This is a genomic window from Streptomyces sp. NPDC030296 (assembly GCF_055572815.1).
This window is the reverse complement of the sequence record NZ_JBVICQ010000001.1, coordinates 70,129-92,367: the sequence shown is the minus strand read 5'-3', so window position 1 is coordinate 92,367 and position 22,239 is coordinate 70,129. Positions and strand designations below refer to the sequence as shown.

At 67.7% G+C, this 22,239-nt stretch carries 16 protein-coding genes and 3 pseudogenes; 8 read left to right on the top strand and 11 right to left on the bottom strand.

Going from position 1 to position 22,239, the window contains the following annotated elements; translation table 11 throughout:
- Positions 1–1,377 (top strand): WD40 repeat domain-containing protein (locus tag ACZ4Z3_RS00370; protein ID WP_468498942.1); only part of this gene is annotated, 1,377 nt, incomplete at its 5' end.
- 214 nt (positions 1,378–1,591) lie between these two features.
- On the opposite strand, the pseudogene ACZ4Z3_RS00365 reads toward ACZ4Z3_RS00370, so the two are convergent.
- Positions 1,592–1,899: pseudogene (locus ACZ4Z3_RS00365) on the bottom strand (ISL3 family transposase); the annotation flags it as partial.
- On the opposite strand from ACZ4Z3_RS00365, the pseudogene ACZ4Z3_RS00360 reads away from it, so the two are divergent.
- Positions 1,900–2,334 (top strand): annotated as a pseudogene (locus ACZ4Z3_RS00360) (IS5 family transposase); the annotation flags it as partial.
- Between the two features lie 206 nt (positions 2,335–2,540).
- Here ACZ4Z3_RS00360 and ACZ4Z3_RS00355 read toward each other — a convergent pair.
- The 3 genes and pseudogenes from ACZ4Z3_RS00355 to ACZ4Z3_RS00345 all read right to left on the bottom strand — a co-directional run bounded on the left by ACZ4Z3_RS00355 (position 2,541) and on the right by ACZ4Z3_RS00345 (position 6,990).
- The gene (locus tag ACZ4Z3_RS00355) at positions 2,541–5,234 is read right to left on the bottom strand and encodes an RICIN domain-containing protein (protein WP_468498941.1); all 2,694 of its coding nucleotides are present in this window, start codon (positions 5,232–5,234) and stop codon (positions 2,541–2,543) included.
- A 364-nt stretch (positions 5,235–5,598) separates the two neighbouring features.
- Positions 5,599–5,885, bottom strand: a pseudogene (locus ACZ4Z3_RS00350) (helix-turn-helix domain-containing protein); the annotation flags it as partial.
- 76 nt (positions 5,886–5,961) lie between these two features.
- The gene (locus ACZ4Z3_RS00345) at positions 5,962–6,990 is read right to left on the bottom strand and encodes an aldo/keto reductase (RefSeq protein WP_468498940.1); all 1,029 of its coding nucleotides are present in this window, start codon (positions 6,988–6,990) and stop codon (positions 5,962–5,964) included.
- Positions 6,991–7,105: 115 nt separating this feature from the next.
- Here ACZ4Z3_RS00345 and ACZ4Z3_RS00340 point away from each other — a divergent pair, with 115 nt between their 5' ends.
- A complete protein-coding gene (locus tag ACZ4Z3_RS00340) occupies positions 7,106–8,044 on the top strand; it encodes an AraC family transcriptional regulator (RefSeq protein WP_468498939.1) in 939 nt (312 codons plus the stop codon).
- Between the two features lie 50 nt (positions 8,045–8,094).
- Here the strand turns inward: ACZ4Z3_RS00340 and ACZ4Z3_RS00335 are convergent, their stop codons facing one another.
- The 5 genes from ACZ4Z3_RS00335 to ACZ4Z3_RS00315 all read right to left on the bottom strand — a co-directional run bounded on the left by ACZ4Z3_RS00335 (position 8,095) and on the right by ACZ4Z3_RS00315 (position 13,719).
- Positions 8,095–8,229 carry a hypothetical protein gene (locus tag ACZ4Z3_RS00335; protein WP_468498938.1) on the bottom strand — a complete coding sequence of 45 codons (135 nt, stop codon included), beginning with the start codon at positions 8,227–8,229 and terminating at the stop codon, positions 8,095–8,097.
- 630 nt (positions 8,230–8,859) lie between these two features.
- Positions 8,860–10,512: a glycoside hydrolase family 13 protein gene (locus ACZ4Z3_RS00330; RefSeq protein WP_468498937.1), complete on the bottom strand. Its 1,653-nt coding sequence runs from the start codon at positions 10,510–10,512 to the stop codon at positions 8,860–8,862.
- Positions 10,513–10,556: 44 nt separating this feature from the next.
- Positions 10,557–11,399, bottom strand: a complete 843-nt coding sequence (locus ACZ4Z3_RS00325) for a carbohydrate ABC transporter permease (RefSeq protein ID WP_468498936.1) — start codon at positions 11,397–11,399, stop codon at positions 10,557–10,559.
- 2 nt (positions 11,400–11,401) lie between these two features.
- Positions 11,402–12,322 carry a carbohydrate ABC transporter permease gene (locus ACZ4Z3_RS00320; protein WP_468498935.1) on the bottom strand — a complete coding sequence of 307 codons (921 nt, stop codon included), beginning with the start codon at positions 12,320–12,322 and terminating at the stop codon, positions 11,402–11,404.
- A 5-nt stretch (positions 12,323–12,327) separates the two neighbouring features.
- Complete coding sequence (locus ACZ4Z3_RS00315) at positions 12,328–13,719, bottom strand: ABC transporter substrate-binding protein (protein ID WP_468498934.1); 1,392 nt, start codon at positions 13,717–13,719, stop codon at positions 12,328–12,330.
- Between the two features lie 303 nt (positions 13,720–14,022).
- Here ACZ4Z3_RS00315 and ACZ4Z3_RS00310 point away from each other — a divergent pair, with 303 nt between their 5' ends.
- On the top strand, positions 14,023–15,042 hold the full coding sequence (locus ACZ4Z3_RS00310) for a LacI family DNA-binding transcriptional regulator (RefSeq protein ID WP_468498933.1): 1,020 nt from the start codon (positions 14,023–14,025) through the stop codon (positions 15,040–15,042).
- A gap of 227 nt (positions 15,043–15,269) precedes the next feature.
- Here ACZ4Z3_RS00310 and ACZ4Z3_RS00305 read toward each other — a convergent pair whose 3' ends face one another.
- Together ACZ4Z3_RS00305 and ACZ4Z3_RS00300 are read right to left on the bottom strand one after the other, a co-directional pair.
- The gene (locus ACZ4Z3_RS00305) at positions 15,270–16,256 is read right to left on the bottom strand and encodes a GDP-L-fucose synthase family protein (protein WP_468498932.1); all 987 of its coding nucleotides are present in this window, start codon (positions 16,254–16,256) and stop codon (positions 15,270–15,272) included.
- Positions 16,253–17,788: a tyrosine-protein kinase domain-containing protein gene (locus ACZ4Z3_RS00300; protein ID WP_468498931.1), complete on the bottom strand. Its 1,536-nt coding sequence runs from the start codon at positions 17,786–17,788 to the stop codon at positions 16,253–16,255. The genes ACZ4Z3_RS00305 and ACZ4Z3_RS00300 overlap by 4 nt, the downstream gene beginning before the upstream one ends.
- 185 nt (positions 17,789–17,973) lie before the next feature.
- Between ACZ4Z3_RS00300 and gmd the strand changes: the two genes are divergently transcribed.
- From gmd to ACZ4Z3_RS00280, 4 genes are all read left to right on the top strand, one after another.
- Positions 17,974–19,065 (top strand): GDP-mannose 4,6-dehydratase, encoded by a 1,092-nt coding sequence (gmd, locus tag ACZ4Z3_RS00295; RefSeq protein WP_468498930.1) that lies wholly within the window; start codon positions 17,974–17,976, stop codon positions 19,063–19,065.
- 41 nt (positions 19,066–19,106) lie between these two features.
- Complete coding sequence (locus tag ACZ4Z3_RS00290; protein ID WP_468498929.1) at positions 19,107–19,760, top strand: class I SAM-dependent methyltransferase; 654 nt, start codon at positions 19,107–19,109, stop codon at positions 19,758–19,760.
- A gap of 99 nt (positions 19,761–19,859) precedes the next feature.
- A complete protein-coding gene (locus tag ACZ4Z3_RS00285) occupies positions 19,860–20,615 on the top strand; it encodes an O-methyltransferase (RefSeq protein ID WP_468498928.1) in 756 nt (251 codons plus the stop codon).
- A 121-nt stretch (positions 20,616–20,736) separates the two neighbouring features.
- The gene (locus ACZ4Z3_RS00280) at positions 20,737–22,239 is read left to right on the top strand and encodes an O-antigen ligase family protein (RefSeq protein ID WP_468498927.1); all 1,503 of its coding nucleotides are present in this window, start codon (positions 20,737–20,739) and stop codon (positions 22,237–22,239) included.

The window sequence follows — 22,239 nt, the reverse complement described above, 5'->3', positions numbered from 1 at the left end:
CGCACCACCCTGAGAGGGCACACCAATGATGTGTATTCGGTGGCGTTCAGTCCCGACGGCCGCACCCTCGCCACCGCCAGCAGCGACGACGCGCCCGTACGACTGTGGGATGTCGCCACCGGCAAGACCCGCACCACCCTGACCGGGCACGATGGCTGGGTGAATTCGGTGGCGTTTAGTCCTGACGGCCGTACCCTCGCCACCGCCAGCGTCGACGCGACCATACGGTTGTGGGACGTCACCACCGGCATAACCCGCACCACCCTGACCGGGCACACCAGTGATGTGTATTCGGTGACCTTCAGCCCTGACGGTCGCACCCTCGCCACCAGCGGTGTCGACGCCACCGCCCGGCTGTGGGACGTCACCACCAGTGCGACCCGCACCTCCCTGTCCGGGCACACCCACCAGGTGAGTGGGGTGGCGTTCAGTCCTGACGGCCGCGCTCTCGCCACCGCCAGTGCCGACGACACCGTGCGGTTGTGGGACGTCGCCACCGGCAAGACGCGCACCACCCTAAGAGGGCACACCAGCGACGTGAATTCGGTGGTGTTCAGTCCCGACGGCCGCACCCTCGCCACCGCCAGCAACGACGACGCGCCCGTACGGCTGTGGGATGTCGCCACCGGCAAGACCCGCACCATCCTGACCGGCCACACCGGCCAGGTGTTGTCGGTGGCCTTCACCCCTGACGGCCGCACCCTCGCCACCGCCAGCAACGACGCGACTGTACGGCTGTGGAACGTCACCACCGGCAAGACCCGCACCACCCTGACCGGCCACACCGGCACGGTGTTGTCGGTGGCCTTCAGTCCCGACGGTCGCACTCTCGCCACCGCCAGTATCGACGACACCGTACGGCGGTGGAACGTCGCCACCGGGAAGAGTCGTACCACCCTGAGAGGGCACACCGGCTGGGTGAGGTCGGTGGCTTTCAGCCCTGACGGCCGCACCCTCGCCACCGCCAGCAACGACGCGACCGTACGGCTGTGGGACGTCTCCACCGGCAAGACCCGCACCATCCTGACCGGGCACGCTGGCGGGGTGTGGTCGGTGGCTTTCAGCCCTGACGGCCGCACCCTCGCCACCGCCAGCAACGCCCCGACCGTACGGCTGTGGGACGTAGCCGCCGGCAAGGCTGTCGCCACCCTGTCCGGTCACAACGACACGGTGTCGGCGGTGGCCTTCAGCCCTAAAGGCCACACCCTCGCCAGCGGAAGTGTCGACTACACCGCGCGGCTGTGGGACGTAACCCTCCCCGAGCCCTCCGAAGCGATCAAGAAAATCTGCCGCGCCGTCAACCGCGACCTCACTCCACAGGAACGGACGGCATACCTGCCGGATCAGTCAGTGGACCCGGTATGCCGAACAAGATGAACCAGTCACACGACCGCCCTGCTCGCGTACGTGGGCCGGAGACAAAGGAAGCTTTTACCAGGCCCGCGGTGGCCACGAGCCGGCTACCGAGCCGCAGGCAAAGACCGCCGTCAGCAAGAGCTCGTGACCCGTCTCGCGTGGGCCTTCTTGAGGCGTCTCGGGTCTGCCAAATGAACGGCTCTGTCCCGTAATCGGTGGTAGCGCAGGGTGTCGCTCAGTGCGGGAGGATGCGGTGGCGGAGCAGGTCGAAACCCGCGCGGACTTGCATTTGCCTCATGATCCGTTTGGTGCGGGTGTTTACGCCTTCGGTTCGCCCGTTGTGGTGCGGGAGGGTGAGGTCGGAGTTGACGGCTGCACGGTCGAGTTCGAGACCGTTCGCAAAGGCGGGGAGGTAGGGCAGCTGGCCGTGCGGACGCCAACCATCCAAGCGGTGAGCTTCTTGGCGTTGCCTGCGGCCGGCGTGAGGAGCTGTGCGAACACGCGGATGAATGAGGCCAGTGGGGTCGTCTCTGGGCAGGCTTTGGCAAACCGGGTTCCAAGATGCACGTCCTGTCGGACGCGAACGGACTGCCCCTCCTCGTCGGCGTCTCAGCTGGCAACACGCACGACAGCGAAGGACTGAAGCCCATGGTGGAGGGTCACCAATCGAGACACGACCCCGGTCGCGGCCGGTACTTCAAGCCCCAGCGCCTACACGCCGACAAGGCATACGACCGGGCTGATCTGCGGAAATGGTCACGCGGCATGCGCATCGGGGCGCGAATCGCGCGCAAGGGCGTCGAGTCCAGCGAGCGATTGGGTCGCCGCAGGTGGGTGATCGAGCGCACCATGTCCTGGCTGGCCGGCTACCGCCGACTCAGCCCCCGCTACGAACGCGATCCCCGCAACTACCTGGCCTTTCTCGGACTTGCCACAGCCCTGTGCTGCTACAAGCGGCTCGTCCGCCTCACCACGTAGGACACGGTCTTAGTGCCACACGACCAGGATCTCTCCGCGCTAGGCACAACCTGGCCCGCGGCCATCGCCTGCCCCTTTCACCCACCCCGACGTCGTCGACGTCAGCGGAATCCCCGTCTGAGAGCCATGCCGAAGGCGGGTACGGTGCGGCCGGAAAGCCTTCGCCTTCCGGCCGCACCGCCACCGTCCTGCGCTGGGTCACCCGGTCACTGGATAGTCCATGCCTGGTACACGTGGTTCAGGGGCATCCACTGGCTGATGGCGGCTCCGTCCGCCGTCGATCCGGCGCCCACCTCCAGGACCTGCCGGCTCTCGAAGTTGCGGATGAGGTATCCGCCGCTGGTCGGCTCGAAGTACCACAGCTGGTTGTTGCCGCCGTTGTAGGTGTACTGCTGCAGCGCGGTCCCCCTCCGGTGACTGGAGCCGTTGATGTCGAGGACCTTGCCGCTGTTCCTGTTCACGATCTTGTAGAGCTGCCCGCTGACCGGGACGATGTTCCACTGCTGGTTGGTACCGCCGTTGCTCGGGTACTGGTTGACGCTGGCGCCGTTGGCGGTGGAGTTCTGGTTCACGTCCATCAGCTGTCCGCTGTTGGCGTTCTTGATCGTGTAGTTCGTCGACGGGTTGGTGCTCGGCGTACTGGTCGCGTCCTCCAGCGCCCCGTCGGCCTGCTGAACACTGAAGTCGGCGATGAAGAAGTAGGCGCCGTCGGTCTTTGCGATGCGCAGGTAGCGGAACTTCTGGCGGACGTCGATGGTGCCCGTGAGTGTCGAGGCGAGCGGCAGGGTGGTGGCGTCCTGGCGTCCCAGCACGGTGTAGGTGGCGAAGGATGGGTCGTTGGAGCCACGGATCTCGAAGTTGCTGCGCGTCTCGGGCTGGTCGAGGTCCTGGCGCGTCGTCAGGGAGTACTGGCCGAGCTGGTAGGCCTGGCCGAGGTCGACCTGCCACCAGGCCGACGTGTCCGTCCCGGTCGGCGACCAGCCGGTCGAGCTGTTGTTGTCGTTGGCTTTGGCCGCCCCCCAGGCTGAGCTGTACACCGAGGAGGAGGATGCCGGCTTGTTGGAGGCGAGGTTGAGCTTGGCTGCCAGCCCCCGGTAGGCGGACTCCAGACCGGAGGCCTTGATCACCGAGTCACCGGACGTCGTGTTGTTGGTGAGCGTGACGTTGGTTCCGTTGCGGTTCTGGCTGATGAATCCGTCGGTGTTCGACAGCACGTTGTTCGAGAGGGTCATGTTGTTCGACCCCTCGTCCGTGTAGATACCCGCCACCGCGGAAGTGCAGGCGGCCGGGGACCTCAGCACGTCGTGGATGTAGTTTCCGTTGATGACCGTGCCCGGGTCGTTGGAGAGGTGGTAGATACCGGCGGAGTCGCACAGCCGGTTCATCACGTTGCCGATCCGGTTGTAGCTGACGCTGTTGTTGCCTGCGGCGTTGGCCGCGGCCTGCCAGCCCCAGCCGAGTGAGATGCCGGCCCACGGAGCGTCGCTGATGTCGTTGTGGTCGATGGTCGTGCTGTTGACGAAGCCCGCGTTGATGCCCGCGGTACCCAGGTAGTCCTCGCCGATCCGGGTGATCAGGTTGTTCTTGACGGTGACGTTCTTGACGACCTCCCGGGCGTCCTCGCCGGCCGGCGAGGTGGGCGGGTTGTAGACGGTGTGGTATTCCACGGTCGGGTCGGAGAATTTGCCGACCATGATCCCGTTGCCGGCGATGTCGGAGATGAGGTTTCCGGTCACCGCACTGTCGTGCACGCCGTGGTGCAGGTCGAGGGCGCTGGCGCCCATCTGTGTGAAGGTGTTGCCGGTGAAGGAGACGCGGTCGGCGTATGTGGCCTGGACCCCGGCCGGTGGACGGCCGACGTACTGCCGGTTGGAGGTGTTGGCCGAGATGTTGTAGTTGCCGCCCTGGGCGTTGAGGTAGCCGTTGTCCGTCGCTTCCATCCAGGTGGTCCGGGTGAAGGTGAGTCCGGAGAAACGCAGGTCGTGGGCGGGGTTGTCGAGGCTCGTGCCCTTGATGTCGAAGAGCGTCTGCTGTGTCGGGGCCTGCACGGTGGCCGTGGACATGTCCTCGCCGGGGCGGGGCTTGTAGTAGACGGTCTGCGCGGCCGTGTCGACGTAGAACTCGCCGGGTTCGTTGAGGAACTCGTGGGCGTTCTCGAAGTGCAGGGGAGAGCCGTTGGCGAGGAGCGGGTTGGGGCGCTGGAAGAGGATGCCCGCCTCGTGGTCCTGGATCGACACGTTGGCGGTGCCGTTGCTGGAGCTGATCGACTTCAGCCGCAGGTAGCTCTCGCCCCACGCCGTTTCCAGCATCATCTCGACCTTGCTGAGCTGGTTCCAGTTGGAGACCTGGGAGCTGAGCACCTTCAGCAGCTTGTTGGTCTTGTCGCTGCCCTGGAGTTGGAAGTCCGTGCCGAGGTCGGGGAAGCGGGCCCGGGTGGCGCGGACGCCGTTGACGTACAGCTGCCGAAAGTTGAGGCTGCCCACGGACGCCTTGTACTCGCCGTTGGCGGCCGGGGTCCAGCCCGTGATCGCCTTGCCGCCGCTGATCACGGGCGTCTCACCGTTGTACGCCTGGTAGACCACTGTGTGGCCGTTCGTGCCCGAGTCACTGGTGCCGAAGCTGATCGGGGCGGTGAGGGAGTAGGTGCCTCCGCGCAGGTTCACCACGATGTCGTCGGACATGTTCGCGTTCACGGCCCGGACCGCGGCCTTGGCAGCCTGAATGGTCTTGAACGCTGAGGCGGTGCTGGTTCCCGAGTTGCTGTCACTGCCGTTGACGGGGTCGACGTAGAAGTTCGTCGTGGCCGCGTAGGCGGGTTGAGCGGGCAGTACGGTCGCGAAGACGACAGCCGCCGCTGCGAGCGCCGTGACGGTCCCCGCGCCGATGCGTGGAGGTCTCATCTGTGATGTCCTTCCTGGAACCCCCGCTACTTGCCATGAGTTGCATTTATCGAGGCAAGCAGGGCTCCGGTCAAGACGATAGACACACCTATTTTTTGGTGACGTAACACCGATGACGCATGGATCAACCGGGATGGCGTCACTCGGGCCACCTCTGACGGAGTCATCATCCGAGGTGGGATGGCATCAAGCCGGAACGATCGTCCGCCGACCCACTCCTTCCACTCATCCTGTCAACTGGTGACCGCCAAATAAGTAGTACTCATTTGGAATCCCTGCGTGGTCAATACCTCGCACATAACGCGGGACGCTGAACGACCGCGCCCCGCCTGTGCCGAGTCGCTTCCGGCTGGGGTCCAGGCGCAGTGGACGGCTGGCCGAGCTTGGTTGGGCGGGTGGCGGCCGTTTGGACGACGAAGTCCTCGTCGTCAGGGCTGAGAAGGCGGGGACGGCCTCCCGCCCACCGACGGGCCAGACAGACCAGGCCGATCTCGTTGAACCGGCGTATCACGTCTCGGACGGTGTCCTCGTCGGCAGCAGCGTCATCGCCCGCCGGAACCACACCGAACCGGTGCTGCCCCGGCGCACGATCTGCTGCGGCTTCTGCCCCTCCTGGTCGGTCAACCTGTGCGCATGGACAGGCTCAGCCACCACACCCCCGACGGTCGGGCCCCACGCACGCCACCACACATCCAACCGCCAGGCAGGGCTCCGGCCGGAGCCGACGTCATGCCGCCGTGCGCTCGCCGGCCGGTCGGCGGCGCAGTTCGGGGCGCTCGACGGCCGGCGGCTGGTAGGCGTGGTCGAGGGTGCCGGTGTCGGTGCCGGGCGGCGCGATCGCGTCGATCCGGTCCAGCACATCGTCGGTGAGGGTGACGTGGGCGCCCGCGAGCAGGTCGTCCAGGTGTTCCATGGTCCGCGGTCCGAGGAGGGCGGACGTCACGCCCGGGTGGGCGAGCACGAAGCCCATCGCGAGATGCGTGAGCGGCAGGCCGGCCTCCTCGGCCAGCGGGATGAGCTGCTCGACCACGTCGAGCCGACGGTCGTCCGTGTGCTGCCGGAAGCCGAACTTCGACCGGTGCGTCTCGGCCTCCTGACCCTTGCGGTACCGCCCCGTCAGCAGGCCGCCTCCGAGCGGCGACCAGACCAGGGTGCCCATGCCGAACTCCTGCGCCACCGGGAGCACCTCGCGCTCGATGCCCCGGTTCAGGATCGAGTAGACCGGCTGCTCGGTGCGCGGCCGGGCCAGCCCGCGCCGCTCGGCGACCCAGTGCGCCCGGACGATGTCGGAGGCCGGCATGGCCGACGTGCCGAAAGTGCGGATCTTGCCGGCCCGCTGCAGATCGGTGAGGACCGCGAGGGTCTCCTCGATGTCCGTGTCGGGGTCCGGGCGGTGGACCTGGTAGATGTCCACGTGGTCGGTGTCGAGGCGGCGCAGCGAGTCCTCCAGCGCGCGCACCAGCCAGCGCCGGGACGAGCCCCGGTGGTTCGGCTCGTCGCTCATCGGAAACCAGGCCTTGGTCGCGAGCACGACATCGTCCCGCCGTCCCTTCAGCGCCCGGCCGACGATCTCCTCCGACTCGCCGTTCGCGTACATGTCGGCGGTGTCGACGAGATTGATGCCGGCGTCGAGCGCTCGGTGGATGATGCGGACGCAGTCGTCGTGGTCGGGGTTGCCGAGGGCGCCGAACATCATCGCGCCGAGGGCGTAGGGGCTGACCTTGATCCCGGTCCGGCCGAGGCTGCGGTAGCGCATGGTGTCTCCTTCAGGTCTTACAGGTCTCACTGCTGTGTCGCTGACACCAGCCTGTCTGTCATTGGCCGGACTATGAATACTTGTTAATCCGGATTTCTTGCGCGAGAGTACGGACATGGATCCCGACCGACTCTCCGAGGCACTCGACCTGGTCGAGGTGCGCAGCGTGCTGACCGGCGGCGTCGCGGCCCGCGGCGGTTGGTGGGCCCGCGGCCCGCTGGCCGATCCGGTCAAGTTCTTCGCGATGGTGAGCGGGCGCGCCCGGCTCACCACCCATGGCGTCGCCGAACCGGTCGACCTCGTGGCGGGAGACGTGGCAATCCTCACCGGGCGCTCGTGGGTGGCCTTCGAGGCCGGCGCGGCGCCGCGCCACGAGGTCCAGCCGGAGTCGGACTTCTCCACCGCCCGCTTCGCGGGCTCGGACCCGGCTGTCGACGACGTCGTGATCGGCGGGGCCGTCAGCGTGAACGAGGCCGGGCGGACGCTCCTGCTGGAGTCGCTTCCGCCGGTGGCCCACATCCGGTCCTCCGCCGCCGGAGACGGGGACCGGCTGCTCGCCGCCGTGCTGCGGCTCTTCGACGAGGCCACCGACGACCGGCTCGGCTCGGCATTCGCGATCCGGCAGTACAGCCAACTGCTCCTGCTGGAGGTGCTGCGCTGCTACGTCGACCAGACCCTCCTGCCCTCCGGCTGGTTGCGCCTGCTCGTCGACGAGCGCCTGCGCCCCGCCGTCGACCTGCTCCACGGCCGTCCCGAACACGCGTGGGGCCTGGAGGAGTTGGCGCGCGCCGCCGCGATGTCGCGGACCACGTTCGCGGAGCGGTTTCGCGAGGCCGCCGGTGTACCGCCGCTCACCTACCTGGGCCGGTGGCGCATGCTGCTGGCCCAGCGCGCGCTGCGGAACGGCGACGCCCGCGTCGCGGCGCTCGCCGCCGAGCTGGGCTACGGTTCGGAGAGCGCGTTCAGCACGGCGTTCAAGCGCGTTATCGGGGAGTCGCCGCAGCGCTACCGGGCGCGCGTGCGCCAAGAGGCCGTTGCGATCCCGGGCCGGTGACGGAGATCAGCCCTGAGCGGAGCCAGCGCGTCTCGGGTACCTATCCGAGCTCAGGAGAACTCCCGGATGTCGCACAGGCCCCTCAGGGGGCGGGCGGTATGGCTTCGACGCAGCCACTGCAGGACGCGGTAGGGGTTGTCTGCCCCGGTCAGCACCGCGGCGAGGAGCTGGAGCGGCTGGGGCACGCCTGTGCCGTGACGCCTCATCTGCCTTTTAGCCGCTGCGCGTTGGAAAGCCTATCCAGAACGCGTTCTGGACGCAGGTTGGACACAAGGATCGGAAAAGACTGACAAAGGCAGAGAAGGACTGTGGCGCCCAACTGCGTCTGACCTGGGAATACGGCCAAGATGAGCATGATCGACAAGGGTCGCCAAGATCCTCGAAGGACTCATGATCCGTCGGCCGTGGGTTCGAGTCCCACCCGCCCCACCGATGCAGGTCTCGGCTGGACGCCGGCTGGACACGAGGATTCAGAAGTGCTGCCCGGGGACCTTCGAGTAGGCGGCTCTGCCGGGCGGCTGGGTACGGAGGCCGCACGAATGGGGTGCGGTCCGAGCTGGGACGTGAAAACGGCCCCAGCAGAAAACGTCCCCGAACGTACAGCGGCCCCCCGAAGGGCACTCGACCTCTCGTGCGCTGCCTTGAACCGCTCCGGGTCTGCTGGAGGCTCGGGCCCGTCTCCGGCAACTCCATCCGGTCCTACAAATGGACCAGGGCCTGTCCGGTCGGCGGGGAGGGCACCGGACAGGCCCTGGTGGATCAGGGGGCGGGAGGGTTGTGGGCTGGTGTCGCCGGGGGGACCTGGTCAGGGTCCGTCAGTCGCGGTAGAGCAGGGCGGCGGTGTCCGGGGGCAGTAGCCCGTCCTCGTCCAGGGGGCCTGAGATGAGGAGGGGGCTGTGGCCGGCGGGGAGTGGGACCGGCCGGTCGGAGAGGTTGACCGCGCACAGCAGGCCCTCGCCCCGTTCGAAGAGCAGTGTGCCCTCCGGGCTGTCGAGCCAGCGGAACTCCTGGCCGGTCAGACCGGGGTGGGTGCGGCGCAGGCGTAGGGCGGTGCGGTAGAGCTGGAGCATGGAGGTGGGGTCGGCCTGGTTGGCTTCGGCGGTGTACTCCTTCCAGTCCTCGGGCTGGGGGAGCCACGGGGGTGCTCCCGAGGTGCTGAAGCCGAAGGGTGGGGTGTCGCCGGTCCAGGGGAGGGGGACGCGGCAGCCGTCGCGGCCTCGGACGGTGTGGCCGGTGCGTTCCCAGATGGGGTCCTGGAGGAGTTCCTCCGGGATGTCCTCGACCTCGTAGAGGCCGAGTTCCTCGCCCTGGTAGACGTACGCGCTGCCGGGCAGGACGAACATCAGGAGGGCGGTGGCGCGGGCGCGGCGGGTGCCGAGGGCGCGGTCGGTGGGGATGGGCTTGTCGCGGAACAGGGCCTGGACGCCGGTGTCGGCGCGGCCGTAGCGGGTGACGTGGCGGGTCTCGTCGTGGTTGGACAACACCCAGGTGGCGGGGGCGCCGACGGCGGCGAGGCTGGTGATGCTGCGGTCGATGACCTCGCGCAGCTTGCCGGCGTCCAGAGGGCACTTGAGGAAGTCGAAGTTGAAGGCCGTGTGGAGTTGGTCCGGGCGGAGGTACTCCGGCATGCGGCTGGGGAGGACGTGGGCCTCGGCGACGAAGACGCGGGGGTCGGGGTAGCTGTCGGCGATGGCGCGCCAGCTGCGGAAGATCTCGTGGAGGCCGTCGCGGTCCCAGTGCGGGTGGTCCTGCTGGTCCTCCCCCGTCAGGACGGAGAACTCGGTCAGGCCGAGGTCGGGGAGCGCCGGGTCCTTGATCATCCCGTGGGCGACGTCGATGCGGAAGCCGTCGACGCCCAGGTCGAACCAGAACCGCAGGATCGACTCGAACTCGGCCCGGACCTCCGGGTTGTCCCAGTTGAGGTCGGGCTGTTCGGGGGCGAAGAGGTGGAGGTACCACTGGCCGTCTGGGGTGCGGGTCCAGGTGGGCCCGCCGAAGGCGGCGTGCCAGTCGTTGGGGGGCTGGGAGCCGTCCTCGCCCTTGCCGTCGCGGAAGATGAACCGGTCGCGCTCCGGTGAGCCGGGTCCGGCCGCCAACGCCTCCTGGAACCAGGCATGCTGATCGGAGGTGTGGTTGGGGACGATGTCCAGGATGACCCGCAGGCCCACCTCGTGCGCCTCTGTGATCAGCTGCTTCGCCTCGTCGAGGGTGCCGTAGACCGGGTGGATGTCCCGGTAGTCGGAGACGTCGTAGCCGCCGTCGGCCAGCGGCGACGGGTACCAGGGGTTGATCCAGATCGCGTCGACACCGAGGTAGGCCAGGTACCGCAGGCGTGAGCGGAGGCCGGCGATGTCGCCGGTTCCGTCGCCGTCACCGTCGGCGAAGCTGCGTATGTAGACCTGGTAGATCGCGGCCGTACGCCACCAGTCGGCGTCGGGGTGCGGCGAGGTGGGGGCAGGGTTGGTCATGGTGCCGGTCCTGACTGTCTGAAGGAAAAGAGGTGGGGGTGAGGTCAGCCCTTGACCGAGCCCTGGAGCAGCGCCTTGACGAAGTGGCGTTGCAGGAAGAGGAACACGAGGATCGTGGGGGCCATGATCAGAAGGGCGCCGGCGTTCAGCAGCACCTGGTCGGTGGCGTACTTGGTGGTGAACGCCTGTAGCGCGCCGGCCATCGTCCGCTTGTCGGGGTCGTCGATCAGCACCAGGGCCAGCAGGAACTGGTTCCAGGTGGAGAGGAACATCAGCAGCGAGAGGGAGGCGACCGCGGGGCGGGCGAGGGGGAGGTGGATGTGGAGCAGCGCCCGCCACGGTCCGGCGCCGTCCATGCTCGCCGCCTCGGACAGCTCCTTCGGTACGCCGGCGAAGTGCGCCCGCATCCAGAACACCGCGAACGGCATGTTCATCCCGATGAGCGGAAGGATCAGTGCCCACTGGGTGCCCAACAGGCCCATGGCCCTGGTCTGTTCGTAGAGCGGGACGATGACGATCTCGTACGGCAGCGTCAGCGTCATCACCAGGATGATGTAGAAGACGCGGCCGAGGGGGATCTCCAGGACCGCGATCGCGTACGCGGCCATCGTGGAGATCAGGACCGCCACGGGTACGACGCCGAGCACGATGAGGGTGCTGGACTTCAGCAGCGTCGTGATGTTGGCGACGTTCCAGGCGTCGACGAAGTTGTGCCAGTGCGGATCGGAGGGCCAGCTCAGGCCCGAGGGAAAGGTGCCCTGGGGTGCGAGGGCCGCACTGACCATGCTCAGCAGGGGGACGACCGAGTAGAGCGCGGCGGCCGTGATGAGGATGACTCCGGGGGCACGTCGGCGCAGAGCCCGTGCGGTCTGCGTGCGTTCGGGCATGGTCACTTCTCCCGGAACAGGCGCTGGAGCGGTACGACGACGGCGATCACGACCAGGGCGAGGACGACTGCGAGGGCGGAGGCCGCGCCGAGGCGGGCGTCGTTGAAGGCCAGGTTGTAGACGGCGACGCCGGGGACCATGGTCTGGGTGCCGGGGCCGCCCTGGGTGGAGAGGTAGACGACGTCGAAGCTGGCGAGGGCGGCGATGATCGTGATGGTGACGCAAACGCCGATCTCGTCGCGCAGTCCGGGGAGGGTGACGGCCCGGAACTGGCGGATCGGTCCGGCGCCGTCGATGCGGGCCGCCTCGTACAGGCTGCCGTCGATCTTGCCGATGCCGGCAAGCAGCAGCATCGTGCACAGTCCGGTGGACAGCCAGGTGCCGATGAAGCCCACGGCGGTCAGGGCCCAGGTGAAGTCCGCCAGCCAGGGGCGGGCGATGTCGTCGAGGCCGACGGCACGCAGGAGCTGGTTGATCACGCCGTTGTCGGAGTACATCCAGGTCCAGGCGACGCCCGCCGCTGCTCCCGGGATGATCTGCGGGAGGAAGAGGAGCGTGCGGGCCAGGGCTCCGGTGAAGCGGCCCTCCAGCTGCCTCAGGACGGAGGCGGTGATCAGGGCGATGGTCACCGGCAGGACGGTGAAGAAGAGGATCAGGTAGAAGGCGTGGAGCAGGGTGGTGAACTGCTCGGAGTCGGTGAAGACCGCCGTGTAGTTCTCCAGGCCCACCCAGGTGGAGGCACCGACACCGTCCCAGTCGTAGAACGAGTACTGGATCGACAGCAGGACGGGGTAGAAGTTGAAGACGCCGTAGAAGGCGAGGGCGGGGAGGGCGAAGAGCCAGCCGGCCCACCGCCTCGCCCGGAGCCTGCGGCGGCCCCGGACGGCGACGGCGCCCACCTTGGTCGGTCGGGTCGAGGACATGATGCTCAGCTGCTCTTGAGGGCGTCGGCGTAGGTGGTCTGGAGCGTCTTGACCATCGCGGCGGGCTCGACCTTGCCGGAGACCAGGAGCTGGAGCTGCTGGGTCAGCTTGGTGCCGACGGCCGGGGCGGAGTTCTGCAGCCAGCTGTCGAAGCCGTTGTCGGCGGCGATGGCCGCGTAACCGGTCTGGATCTGCTCGCTCAGCGTGCCGGAGAGGGAGGGCTCGGCCGCGTCCGACGCGCCGGAGGTCAGGGCGGCGTATCCGTTGTCGACGGCGACTTCCGCGGCCTCGGGGGTGGTGAGGAAGTCGAGGAACAGCGCGGCGGCGTCCTTGTTCTTCGAGCGGGCGGCGATGGAGAAGGCGAGCGTGTTGCTGGTCATGCCCGCGTACTTGCCGCCCTTCTCGGCGGGCGGCATCGGGAAGACGCCGTACTTGCCCTTGAAGTTCTGGTCGAGGGTCTGGGTGATCCAGCTGCCCTGGAAGAAGAACAGGCCCTTGCCGCCGGTGAACTTGCCGTACGACGCCTCCTGGTTGAGGGCGTTGACGTCGGACGCGAAGTACCCCGCCTTGATCCACTTCTGGAGCGTCCTGGTGGCCTTGACAGCCTCCGGGGTGTCCAGGCTCGCGCCCGGCTTGTGGTAGACGAGGTCGCTGAGCGACTGGGCGCCCATGTAGTCGCCGAGCAGCAGGTTGTAGAGGTGGCCGATCAGACCGTCCTGGTTGGAGGCGACGATCGGGGTGACGCCGGACTTCTTCGCCTTGGCCATCACGTCTTCGAGCTCGGAGATCGAGGAGGGCACGGTCTTCATGCCGACCTTGTTCGCCAGCTCCTTGTTGTAGAAGACGCCGACGAGGGGGCCGGCGGAGCCGCCCGCCTGGTACAGCGGCCCGGAGCCGATCACGCCGCCGGACACCCGGCCCGGGGCGAGGGCCGACGCCGGGACCTTCCCGCTCCAGCCGTACGCCTCGTCGTAGGCGCTGAGGTTGGTGAGCAGGTTGTCCTTCACGCCTCCGAGGAGGTCGTAGGGCTGGACGATGTCCGGCGTGGAGTCGGAGGCGAGAAGCCGCGGCAGCACGGTGTTGTAGTTGTTGTCCGCCTCGACCCGCAGCTTGACCTTGATCTTCGGGTACTTGGCCGTGAAGGCGTCCGCCAGGCCCTGCTCGTACTTCTCCAGACCGGCCGCGGAGAACAGCGTCAGGGTCGCGGACTTGTCGGCGACGGCCGTGTTCACGGCGGTCGGGGTCGCGTCCGCCGAGCCGGAGTCCGAGTCCGAGCCGGGGGCGCCGCACGCGGCCAGGGTGACCAGCGCGGACGCGGCGGCCACGGCTGCCAGCGGGGTGCGCAGAAGGCGGCGGGAGGTTCTGACGGGGGAGGTGGGGTGCTGCTGCTTGGGCATGATGCCTCCTCGCATCCATGCGGCTGCCGCTCCACATCAATGGTCGGCAGACGGAGGGTCGGCGCGCTTCCCCTGACTGGACCGCTGGATGCGTTGAGCAGGTTTCGGAAGCGTTTCCGTTGCCGAAAGATTGAGCGGATCAACCCGACCTGTCAAGTAACGAAAGCGCAACATGCGTGTGACGTGCGGCAATAATCAGATGTCGGTGCGAGAGGACCTTCAACGCCACCCGCGACATCGGAAGCCCTTTCAAGAATATTGGAAGCGTTTCCGAAACCTTTGGAAGTGGGTTAGCCTTCCCGCATGACGCAGAGCTCCCAGAAGATCAACATGGCGGACGTGGCCCGTGCCGCCGGCGTCTCGATGGCCACCGCCTCACGCGCGCTCAACAACGACTACGGCGTATCCGAGGCCACCCGCCGCCGCGTGCTCGCGGTCGCCGAGGAGCTCTCCTACGTCGTCTCCCCTGAGGCGTCCCGCCTGGCCGGCGGCGACACCGGCCGCGTCGCGGTGGTCGTACCGCACATCTCCCGCTGGTTCTTCGCGGCACTGCTGGAGGGCCTGGAGTCAGTCCTGCGGGCCGCCGACCTGGACGTTCTCCTGTACCACGTCGACGGCATCGAAGACCGGCACGACTTCTTCCACCGGCTGCCGGCGAGGCGAAAGGTCGACGCGGTAGTCGTGTTGGCCTTTCCGGTCGGGGAGGAGGAGCAGCGGCGCCTGGAGCTGATGGGCGTGACGGTCATCGCTGCGGGCGGTCAGCACGCGCCCTATCCGAACGTGTCCATCGACGACGAGACCGCCGGCCGCCAGGCCATGGACCACCTGCTCTTCCTGGGTCACCGCCGTATCGCCATGATCGCCGCGGTCGACCCGGACCAGCCGGACGAGGTGCAGCCGTCGGGCCGCTCGAACGCGTACTACGCCGCTCTGCGCGACGCGGGCGTACCGATCGACGAACGCCTCGTCGTCACCGTCGACTGGGGCGGCGCCCAGGGCGCCGACGCCATGGCCAAGCTGCTCAGCCAGCCCGAGCCGCCCACCGCCGTGTACGCCCACTCCGACGAAGTCGCCCTCGGCGCGGTCCGCACCCTGCGCCGCGCTGGCCTGCGCATCCCCGAGGACATGTCCGTCATCGGCATTGACGATCATCCCGTCGCGGAACTGACCGATCTCACGACCGTCCGCCAGCCCGTCCGGGAGCAAGGCGAGCTCGCCGGACGCATGCTCCTGAGCATTCTCGGCGGCGAAGACACTGACCACGACGTTCTCGTTCCCACCCAACTCGTCATCCGGGGAAGCACAGCGCCACCGCGGGCGTGACCGCGACGCGGTGGAAGGGGAATCCGCTGCTCTCGGTTCTGGAGCCTGTATCTCGGCTGGGGCGACGGCTGTTGCGGCAGTCGGACGTGTCCATCCGGGGCGCGTTCGGGACGAAGGTCGGACACAGGGATCGGAAAAGACCGACGAGAGCCGAGAAGGACCGCACTGTCAAACCTCGTCTGACCTGGGAAAAGCCAAGATGAGCCCGCGCGGAGCAGCGCTGGGTGTCACAGGGCAGCGGACGCTCGGTGTTCCACGTACCAGGCGTACGCTTCGGCGATTCCCTCCCGCAGGCCGATGCGCGGGGCCCATCCCAGAGTGGTGATCCGGGAGACGTCAAGGACCTTGCGTGGGGTGCCGTCCGGCTGGGCCGCGTCCCACTCGATGGCCCCCTGGTAGCCGACGACCTCTGCCACCAGTTCGGCGGCCTCCCGGATCGTCAGGTCCGTGCCGGTGCCGACATTCACCGATCCGTCCGCGTCGTAGTGCTCCAGCAGGTACAGGCATGCCCGAGCCAGATCATCCACGTGCAGGAACTCCCGGCGAGGTGTTCCGGTACCCCAGTTCACCACTCGCCGTGCCCCTGTCGTTCGGGCCTCGTGGAAGCGCCGGATCAGCGATGCCAGGACGTGGGAATCCTCGGGATGAAAGTTGTCGCCGGGTCCGTAGATGTTGGTCGGCATGGCGGAAATCCAGGGGAGACCGTGCTGCCGCCGCACCGCCTGCACGTGCAGGAGCCCGGCGATCTTGGCGATGGCGTAGGCGTCGTTGGTCGGCTCCAGTGCACCGGTCAGCAGCGCCTCCTCTCGAATGGGCTGGTCGGCGAATTTCGGATAGACGCAGCTGGAGCCCAGGAACAGCAGCCGCTCCACCCCCTGTTCCAGGGCCGCGTCCAGCACGTTGACCTGGATACGCAGGTTGTCGGAGAGGAACTCCGTGGGACGGGTGGCATTCGCTTTGATCCCACCCACCCGTGCGGCGGCCAGCACCACCACATCCGGTCGGGTGGCCGCGAACCAGTCGAGAACGGCACGGCGCTCGCGCAGGTCCAGTTGGGCGGAGCCGGGTCCGACCACGTCGGTGAAGCCCTCCCGCTCCAGAAGCCGGCACACCGCGGAACCGACGAGTCCACGGCTTCCGGCCACGAATACGCGCGCGGAGCGATCGAGGGGGCGGTGAGCGCAACCGCACGGTGCTGAGGCGGGGGAGCTCACCGCTGAGCGCTCCCGTCCGCGGCCATGGAGTGAGGCTCGCCGTCGAGTTCCCCCTGCGTGCCGGTGGCCTGGGCATCCTGCTCTCCGCCTGGAGTCGGCACGGCCGGAGCACCACCGACGGGCGTCATCTGCCTGCCGCCGCGTCGTCTGGAGAATCGGCCGGCCGTCCGGTGCTGCGGCCGATATTCGTACGTATAGCCGTACGTACCGCCCTCCTCCTTCGATGACGTCATGTTCAGGACCGTGCCGAGCAGGGAAGCACCGACCTGCTGCAGTGCGCGAAGGGCTGCGCCGACCTGGTCGCGGCTGGTGCGTGAGGCCCGCACCACCAGCAGGTAGCCGTCCACGACGGTGGCGATCACGGACGCGTCCGCCACCGGCAGCACCGGCGCGGTGTCCACCACGACATGGTCGAACTTCTCGGCGAGGCCGCGCAGTACGGCCCTCAACTGGTCGCTGCCCAGCAGCTCGGTGGGATTGGGCGGCACCGAGCCACTGGTCAGCACCGAGAAGGAGCCCACGGACTGCAGCACCTGGTGCACCTCGGCCTGGCCGATCAGCACGGTGGTCAACCCGGCGTCCCGCACCAGCCCCAGGACACGGGCAGTGGAAGGCCGGCGCAGGTCGGCGTCGACCAGGCACACCGAGGCACCGGTCTCGGCCAGCGTCGCGGCCAGGTTGATCGCGACACTGGTCTTCCCCTCACGAGGCAGCGGGCTGGTTACCGCGATCACCTTCGGCGGCTGGTCCACGTCCACGAACCGCAGACTGGTGCGCAGCCGCCGGAAGCCCTCGGCGCGCAGTCCGTGCAAGTCGTCGAGCAAGGCAACGGGATGGCGGGTGGCCCGCGGGTCGTGCGCGACGCTCCCGAGCACGGGAGGGCCACCGAACCCGGCCAGGAGCTCGGTGAGACTCTGAAGACTGCGTACCGAGCGATCCATCGACTCCCTGGCCACGGCGAAACCGGCCCCGAGGGCCAGCCCGGCCATCAGCCCGATGGCGAGGTTCACCGCCGGGCGCGGGGAAAAGGGAGCGGAGGGCACGGAGGCCGGTTGGGTGATGCTCAGCCGCACCGGGGACGTCCTCGCGTCCTCAGGGCGCTCAAGGCCGCGGACCACCTCGGCGAAGCGCTTGGCCACAGCGTTGCTGATGCGCGCAGCCCGCTCCGGACGGGTGTCCGTGACGGTGAGCCGGAGCAGCACAGTGTCGGGCTGCGTGGTCGCGCTGATGCGACGGCTCAGTTGATCCGGCGTCATGTCGAGACCCAGGGCCTCCACGACGTGCCGGGACACCAGAGGACTCGCCGCCACCTCCGCGTACGACCGGACCCGAGCCTGGGTGAAGACATTTCCTTGTGCGAGCTGGAGGGTGTCGGACCCCTCCCGCACGGACACGAAGAGCTTCGCGGTGGCCCGGTACTCGGGGTTCGCCGTGTAGGTGAGGAGCGCGCCGACCGCCGTTCCGAGCAAGGCCAGCACGGTGATGGCACGCCAGCGGCGAGAGAGGACTCGTAGGTAGTCGCGCAGGTCCAAGACGTCCGTCCCTGATCGGATCAAGTGAGTGCCGCCTCACCGTACGACACCAATCGACAAATGAGAGGTATATGCCCTGATACAGGCAAAGATAGTAATGATCACTATCCGGGCGAATTAGCGGGTTCGGCTGGTGCGCGAAGCGTGATCCGCTCATCTGCGTCACCCCTCGGCAAGGAGTGCAAGTGACTGTCAAGAAGGCGCTCATCACCGGCATCACCGGCCAGGACGGCTCCTACCTCGCGGAGCTGCTGCTGCAGAAGGGCTATGAGGTGCACGGAATCGTCCGTCGCGCCTCGACCTTCAACACGCAACGCATCGACCACCTCTACCGGGACCCGCACGATCCCGAGGCGCGCCTCTTCCTGCACTACGGCGATTTGACGGACGGAACCAGGATGGCGGGGCTGCTGGAACGGCTACAGCCGGACGAGGTCTACCATCTGGCCGCCCAGTCGCACGTACGGGTGTCCTTCGACGAACCCGAGTACACGGGTGACTGCACTGCGCTCGGAACGACGCGGTTGCTGGAGGCCATCAGGACGACGGGCCTTCCCTGCCGCTTCTACCAGGCCTCCAGCTCGGAGATGTTCGGCGCCTCCCCGCCGCCTCAGCACGAGGACACGCCCTTCCACCCTCGCTCTCCCTACGGTGTCTCCAAGGTCTACGCCTACTGGGCGACCCGTAACTACCGTGAGGCGTACGGCATGTACGCGGTCAACGGCATCCTGTTCAACCACGAGTCCCCGCGCCGCGGCCCCACCTTCGTCACACGCAAGGTGGCCATGGCCGCCGCACGCATCAAGGCGGGCCTGCAGGACGTCGTCTACCTCGGCAACCTCGACGCCCGACGGGACTGGGGGTACGCGGCCGAGTACGTCGAGGCGATGTGGCTGATGCTGCAACAGGCGGAACCGGACGACTATGTGGTCGCCACCGGCGCCAGCCACAGCGTGCGCGACTTCGTCGAACACTGCTTCGCCCATGTCGGTCTCGACTGGCGCGACCACGTGCGGTTCGACGAGCGTTATCTGAGGCCCACCGAGGTCGACGACCTGGTCGGTGATGCCACGAAAGCCGAGCGGGTCCTCGGATGGCGCCCGACAGTCCGCGCCCCTGAGCTGGCCCGTCTCATGGTCGATGCCGAAATCGCGGCGCACGAACCTGCGCCTTCCGCGCTGGACGGCCTGCCCGCGCCCGCTCCGATGCTGCGGATGGAACGGCTCTGCCACGATGCGCCCGTCCCCGGTACCGCCGGAGAGAGGAACCCAGTGTGAGGGGCACCGCCACATGGGGACGCGGCCAGCGAGGAAGCAGCATGCTCAGGACGGGGATCGCCGACCCCTCGAGACCCGGATCCCTCGCCCACTCGGCTCGCGACAAACGCTGGCAGGAACTGCTGCGCTGCTTTCCCGACCTGGGCGAGATGCGCGTTCTCGATCTCGGCGGGACCCCAGCTTCATGGCGCAGCGCACCCGTCCGGCCCGCGCGTGTCGTGACGGTGAATCTCGACCCGCACACCGCCCGGCAGGCAGAGCCCGGCGTCATCCCGGTCGTGGGAGACGCGTGCGATCCTCTCCTGCCGACCCCCTTGTCGGCCGAGCGATTCGACCTCGTTTACTCGAACTCCGTCCTTGAGCACGTCGGCGGCCACTACCGGCGGCAGCAGTTCGCGGACACCGTGCACGCCCACGGAACCCACCACTGGGTACAGACGCCCTACCGGTACTTCCCTGTGGAACCCCACTGGCTGTTCCCAGGACTCCAGTGGCTCCCGTTACGGGTTCGCGTCGCAGTCTCCCAGCACTGGCCGCACGGGCACATCTCCAGCTCCGGGCGCGCCGAGGCCATCCGCGACGTTCAGGAAGTCGAACTCCTGTCGGTGACCGAGATGCGGTCCTACTTCTCCGACTCCCACATCTGGATCGAACGCTTCGCAGGGCTGCCCAAATCGCTGGTCGCGAGGAAGTGACGACGTCAGCCCTTCTCCGAACCCGGGCGAGTCCCACACCCCAAACCAATCGGTCCGCAGCCCCTGACGCAGACAATGAGCGAGGGAGTAGTGCATCCCATGGCAATCCACCAGAGCAAGCAGACGACCCGAACGACCACCGTCCCTCTGCTGGGATTCATCCGCGAGCCGATTGCGGGAATTCGCAGGATGCGCCCATGGCTCTACCCGGCATGGCCGGCCCTGAACGGGCAGCGCTTCCGTCAGGAAATGTTCCGCTCCCTGCTTCAGGAGCTCCAGCCACAGGCCGTCTTCGAATCCGGAACCTACCGCGGTGCCACCACGCAATTCCTGTGGCACGTTTCCGGCCGTCCCGTGTACACGGTGGAGAAAGAGCCTGCCTTCGCTCGTCTGGCAGCACGACGCTTCCGGAACGTCTCGGACATCAGAGTGATCAAGTCGGACTCCAGGAAGGCGCTCAAGGGACTTCGCGAGAACTCCTCGTTCCCGAAGTCCCGGGTTCTCTTCTATCTCGACGCCCACTGGGAGGATGATCTGCCCCTCCGTGAAGAGGTGGCGCTCATCACCGACAGTTGGACGGACTCGCTGATCCTGATCGACGACTTCAAGGTTCCCGATGACCCCGGCTATGGGTTCGACACATACGCGGAGACCCAGCTGTCGGTCGAGTACCTGGGCCATGCGGTCGGGGAGTACAAGGTCTTCTGGCCGAACTGTCCATCGGGCGAGGAAACCGGCGCACGTCGCGGCTGCGTACTGCTGGCGGCTCCCACCCTCGCCGACAGGATGGCAGCGCTGGATGCGGTACGGAGCACGGAAGACGGTGTGCCACTGTGCCGTGCGGGCAGCCGGTGAGCGCAGTCGCCGCACACCGGGCCGCCGACGGCACCAGGTGTACCGGTCATGCCGGCTTGCGGTGCCGGCTCGCATGGCTGAGCAGAGCACCCGACAGAGCCGCAACCGGTAGGGAGCGAGCGTGACTGTCAGGGCGGCTGCCGTCGACGCCGAGGAGGCGAATGCCTCAGCGGCCCACACCCTTCGTGCGAGTCGGCCATTCTCATCGGCTTCCCGCCGCACATGTCACGCGATCGCAGGCACCATGGCGGTCATTTTGCTCTTGGCCGGGGGACGCTGGGTATCCCACATCGCGATTGGTCCCGTCTACATCACCGACGTACTGCTGGCTGCCGCCGTTCTGCACACGGTGTGTTCCCGCCTCCTGGTCAAGCACCACTCGGGTGGCAACCAGGGGCCCGGTGTCCTGGTCGGACTGGTGGTTCTCGCCACGCTCGTTCGCGTCATCCCGTCCGAGGGGGAGGCGCTACTGATCGCACGCGACGCGGCGCCTTTCGTCTATGTGGCCGTCGCCTACCTCTCGGCAAGGGGATATCTCCTTGCGAGTGATCCCGACCGGCGACGGACGGCCAGGCTTGTCCACGGTGCACTGGTGATCCACTTGTGCTGGGTGGCGTGCGTGGTTCTGGTGCCCGACCTCCCGTCGGCGCTCAGCGAGTCCTGGAGCGGTCCGATCCCGGAAGTGAGATCGGATCTCGACACAGCGTTGCTCGGCATCCTGGCGGGAGCGTCGATCCTTCGGTTCCGCCGCAAGGAGGGGACCTGGATGAGTGCATCGCTGGCCGGGGCCTCAGTGGCTCTGGCTCTCACCATGCACTCCAGAGCAGGTCTGCTTGCCTGCGGCATCTGTGTTGTGGCCGCTATGGCCGGCGGTACGAACAGGGACGCCAGGGCTTCGGTTCGCACGGTGGCTCTCGGTGTGTCGGCGGTGATCCTGCTGATCGTGCTGCTTCCGAGCAGCCCGGCCGCTCAGCGCCTGATCGCGACTGTGGACCGGACAGCAGCCTCTCAGACGCTCACCGTCAGTGCCGAAGGGACCTCGAACGCAAGGAAGGTGGCGTGGGAAAGGGTCATCAGATTCACGCTCGCCGAACCGGCCCGAGTAATGATGGGTGTCGGCTTCGGACCTGACTTCCTGAAGGACGCGGATGCCGATGTGGCGCTGGGTTCGCAGACCTACCAGGGAGTACGTTCCCCGCACAACTACCTCCTGACCGCTTTTGCGCGGCTCGGTCTCCTCGGACTGACGGTGATCGCCGCGCTTCTTGCCACAGTCCTCGCCGCCGCGATCAGAGAGCTGTCGGCACGGCATCATCCGGACGAACTCACCTTCCTGTGTGTGCTCGTGGTGATGTCCTTGTTCGTCATCGCGATGCTGGGCGTTGTGTTGGAGTCTCCGTTCGGCGCAGTGCCCTTCTTCTGGGCCGGGGGAGTACTCCTGGCTCGCCGCCATCGGCGGCGACGCTCCTTGGCGAGAACGCCTCACGTGGCACCGTCAGTCCCATACCGAGGTCGGCGCCTCATCGAAGCCCCTCCGGAGCGCGCCGGATCCCTGGCAGCGATGGCCGAGTCGGCTCCTTCCCTCCCCCCGGAGCCGACTGCATGGGCTGTTCATCAGCGGTGA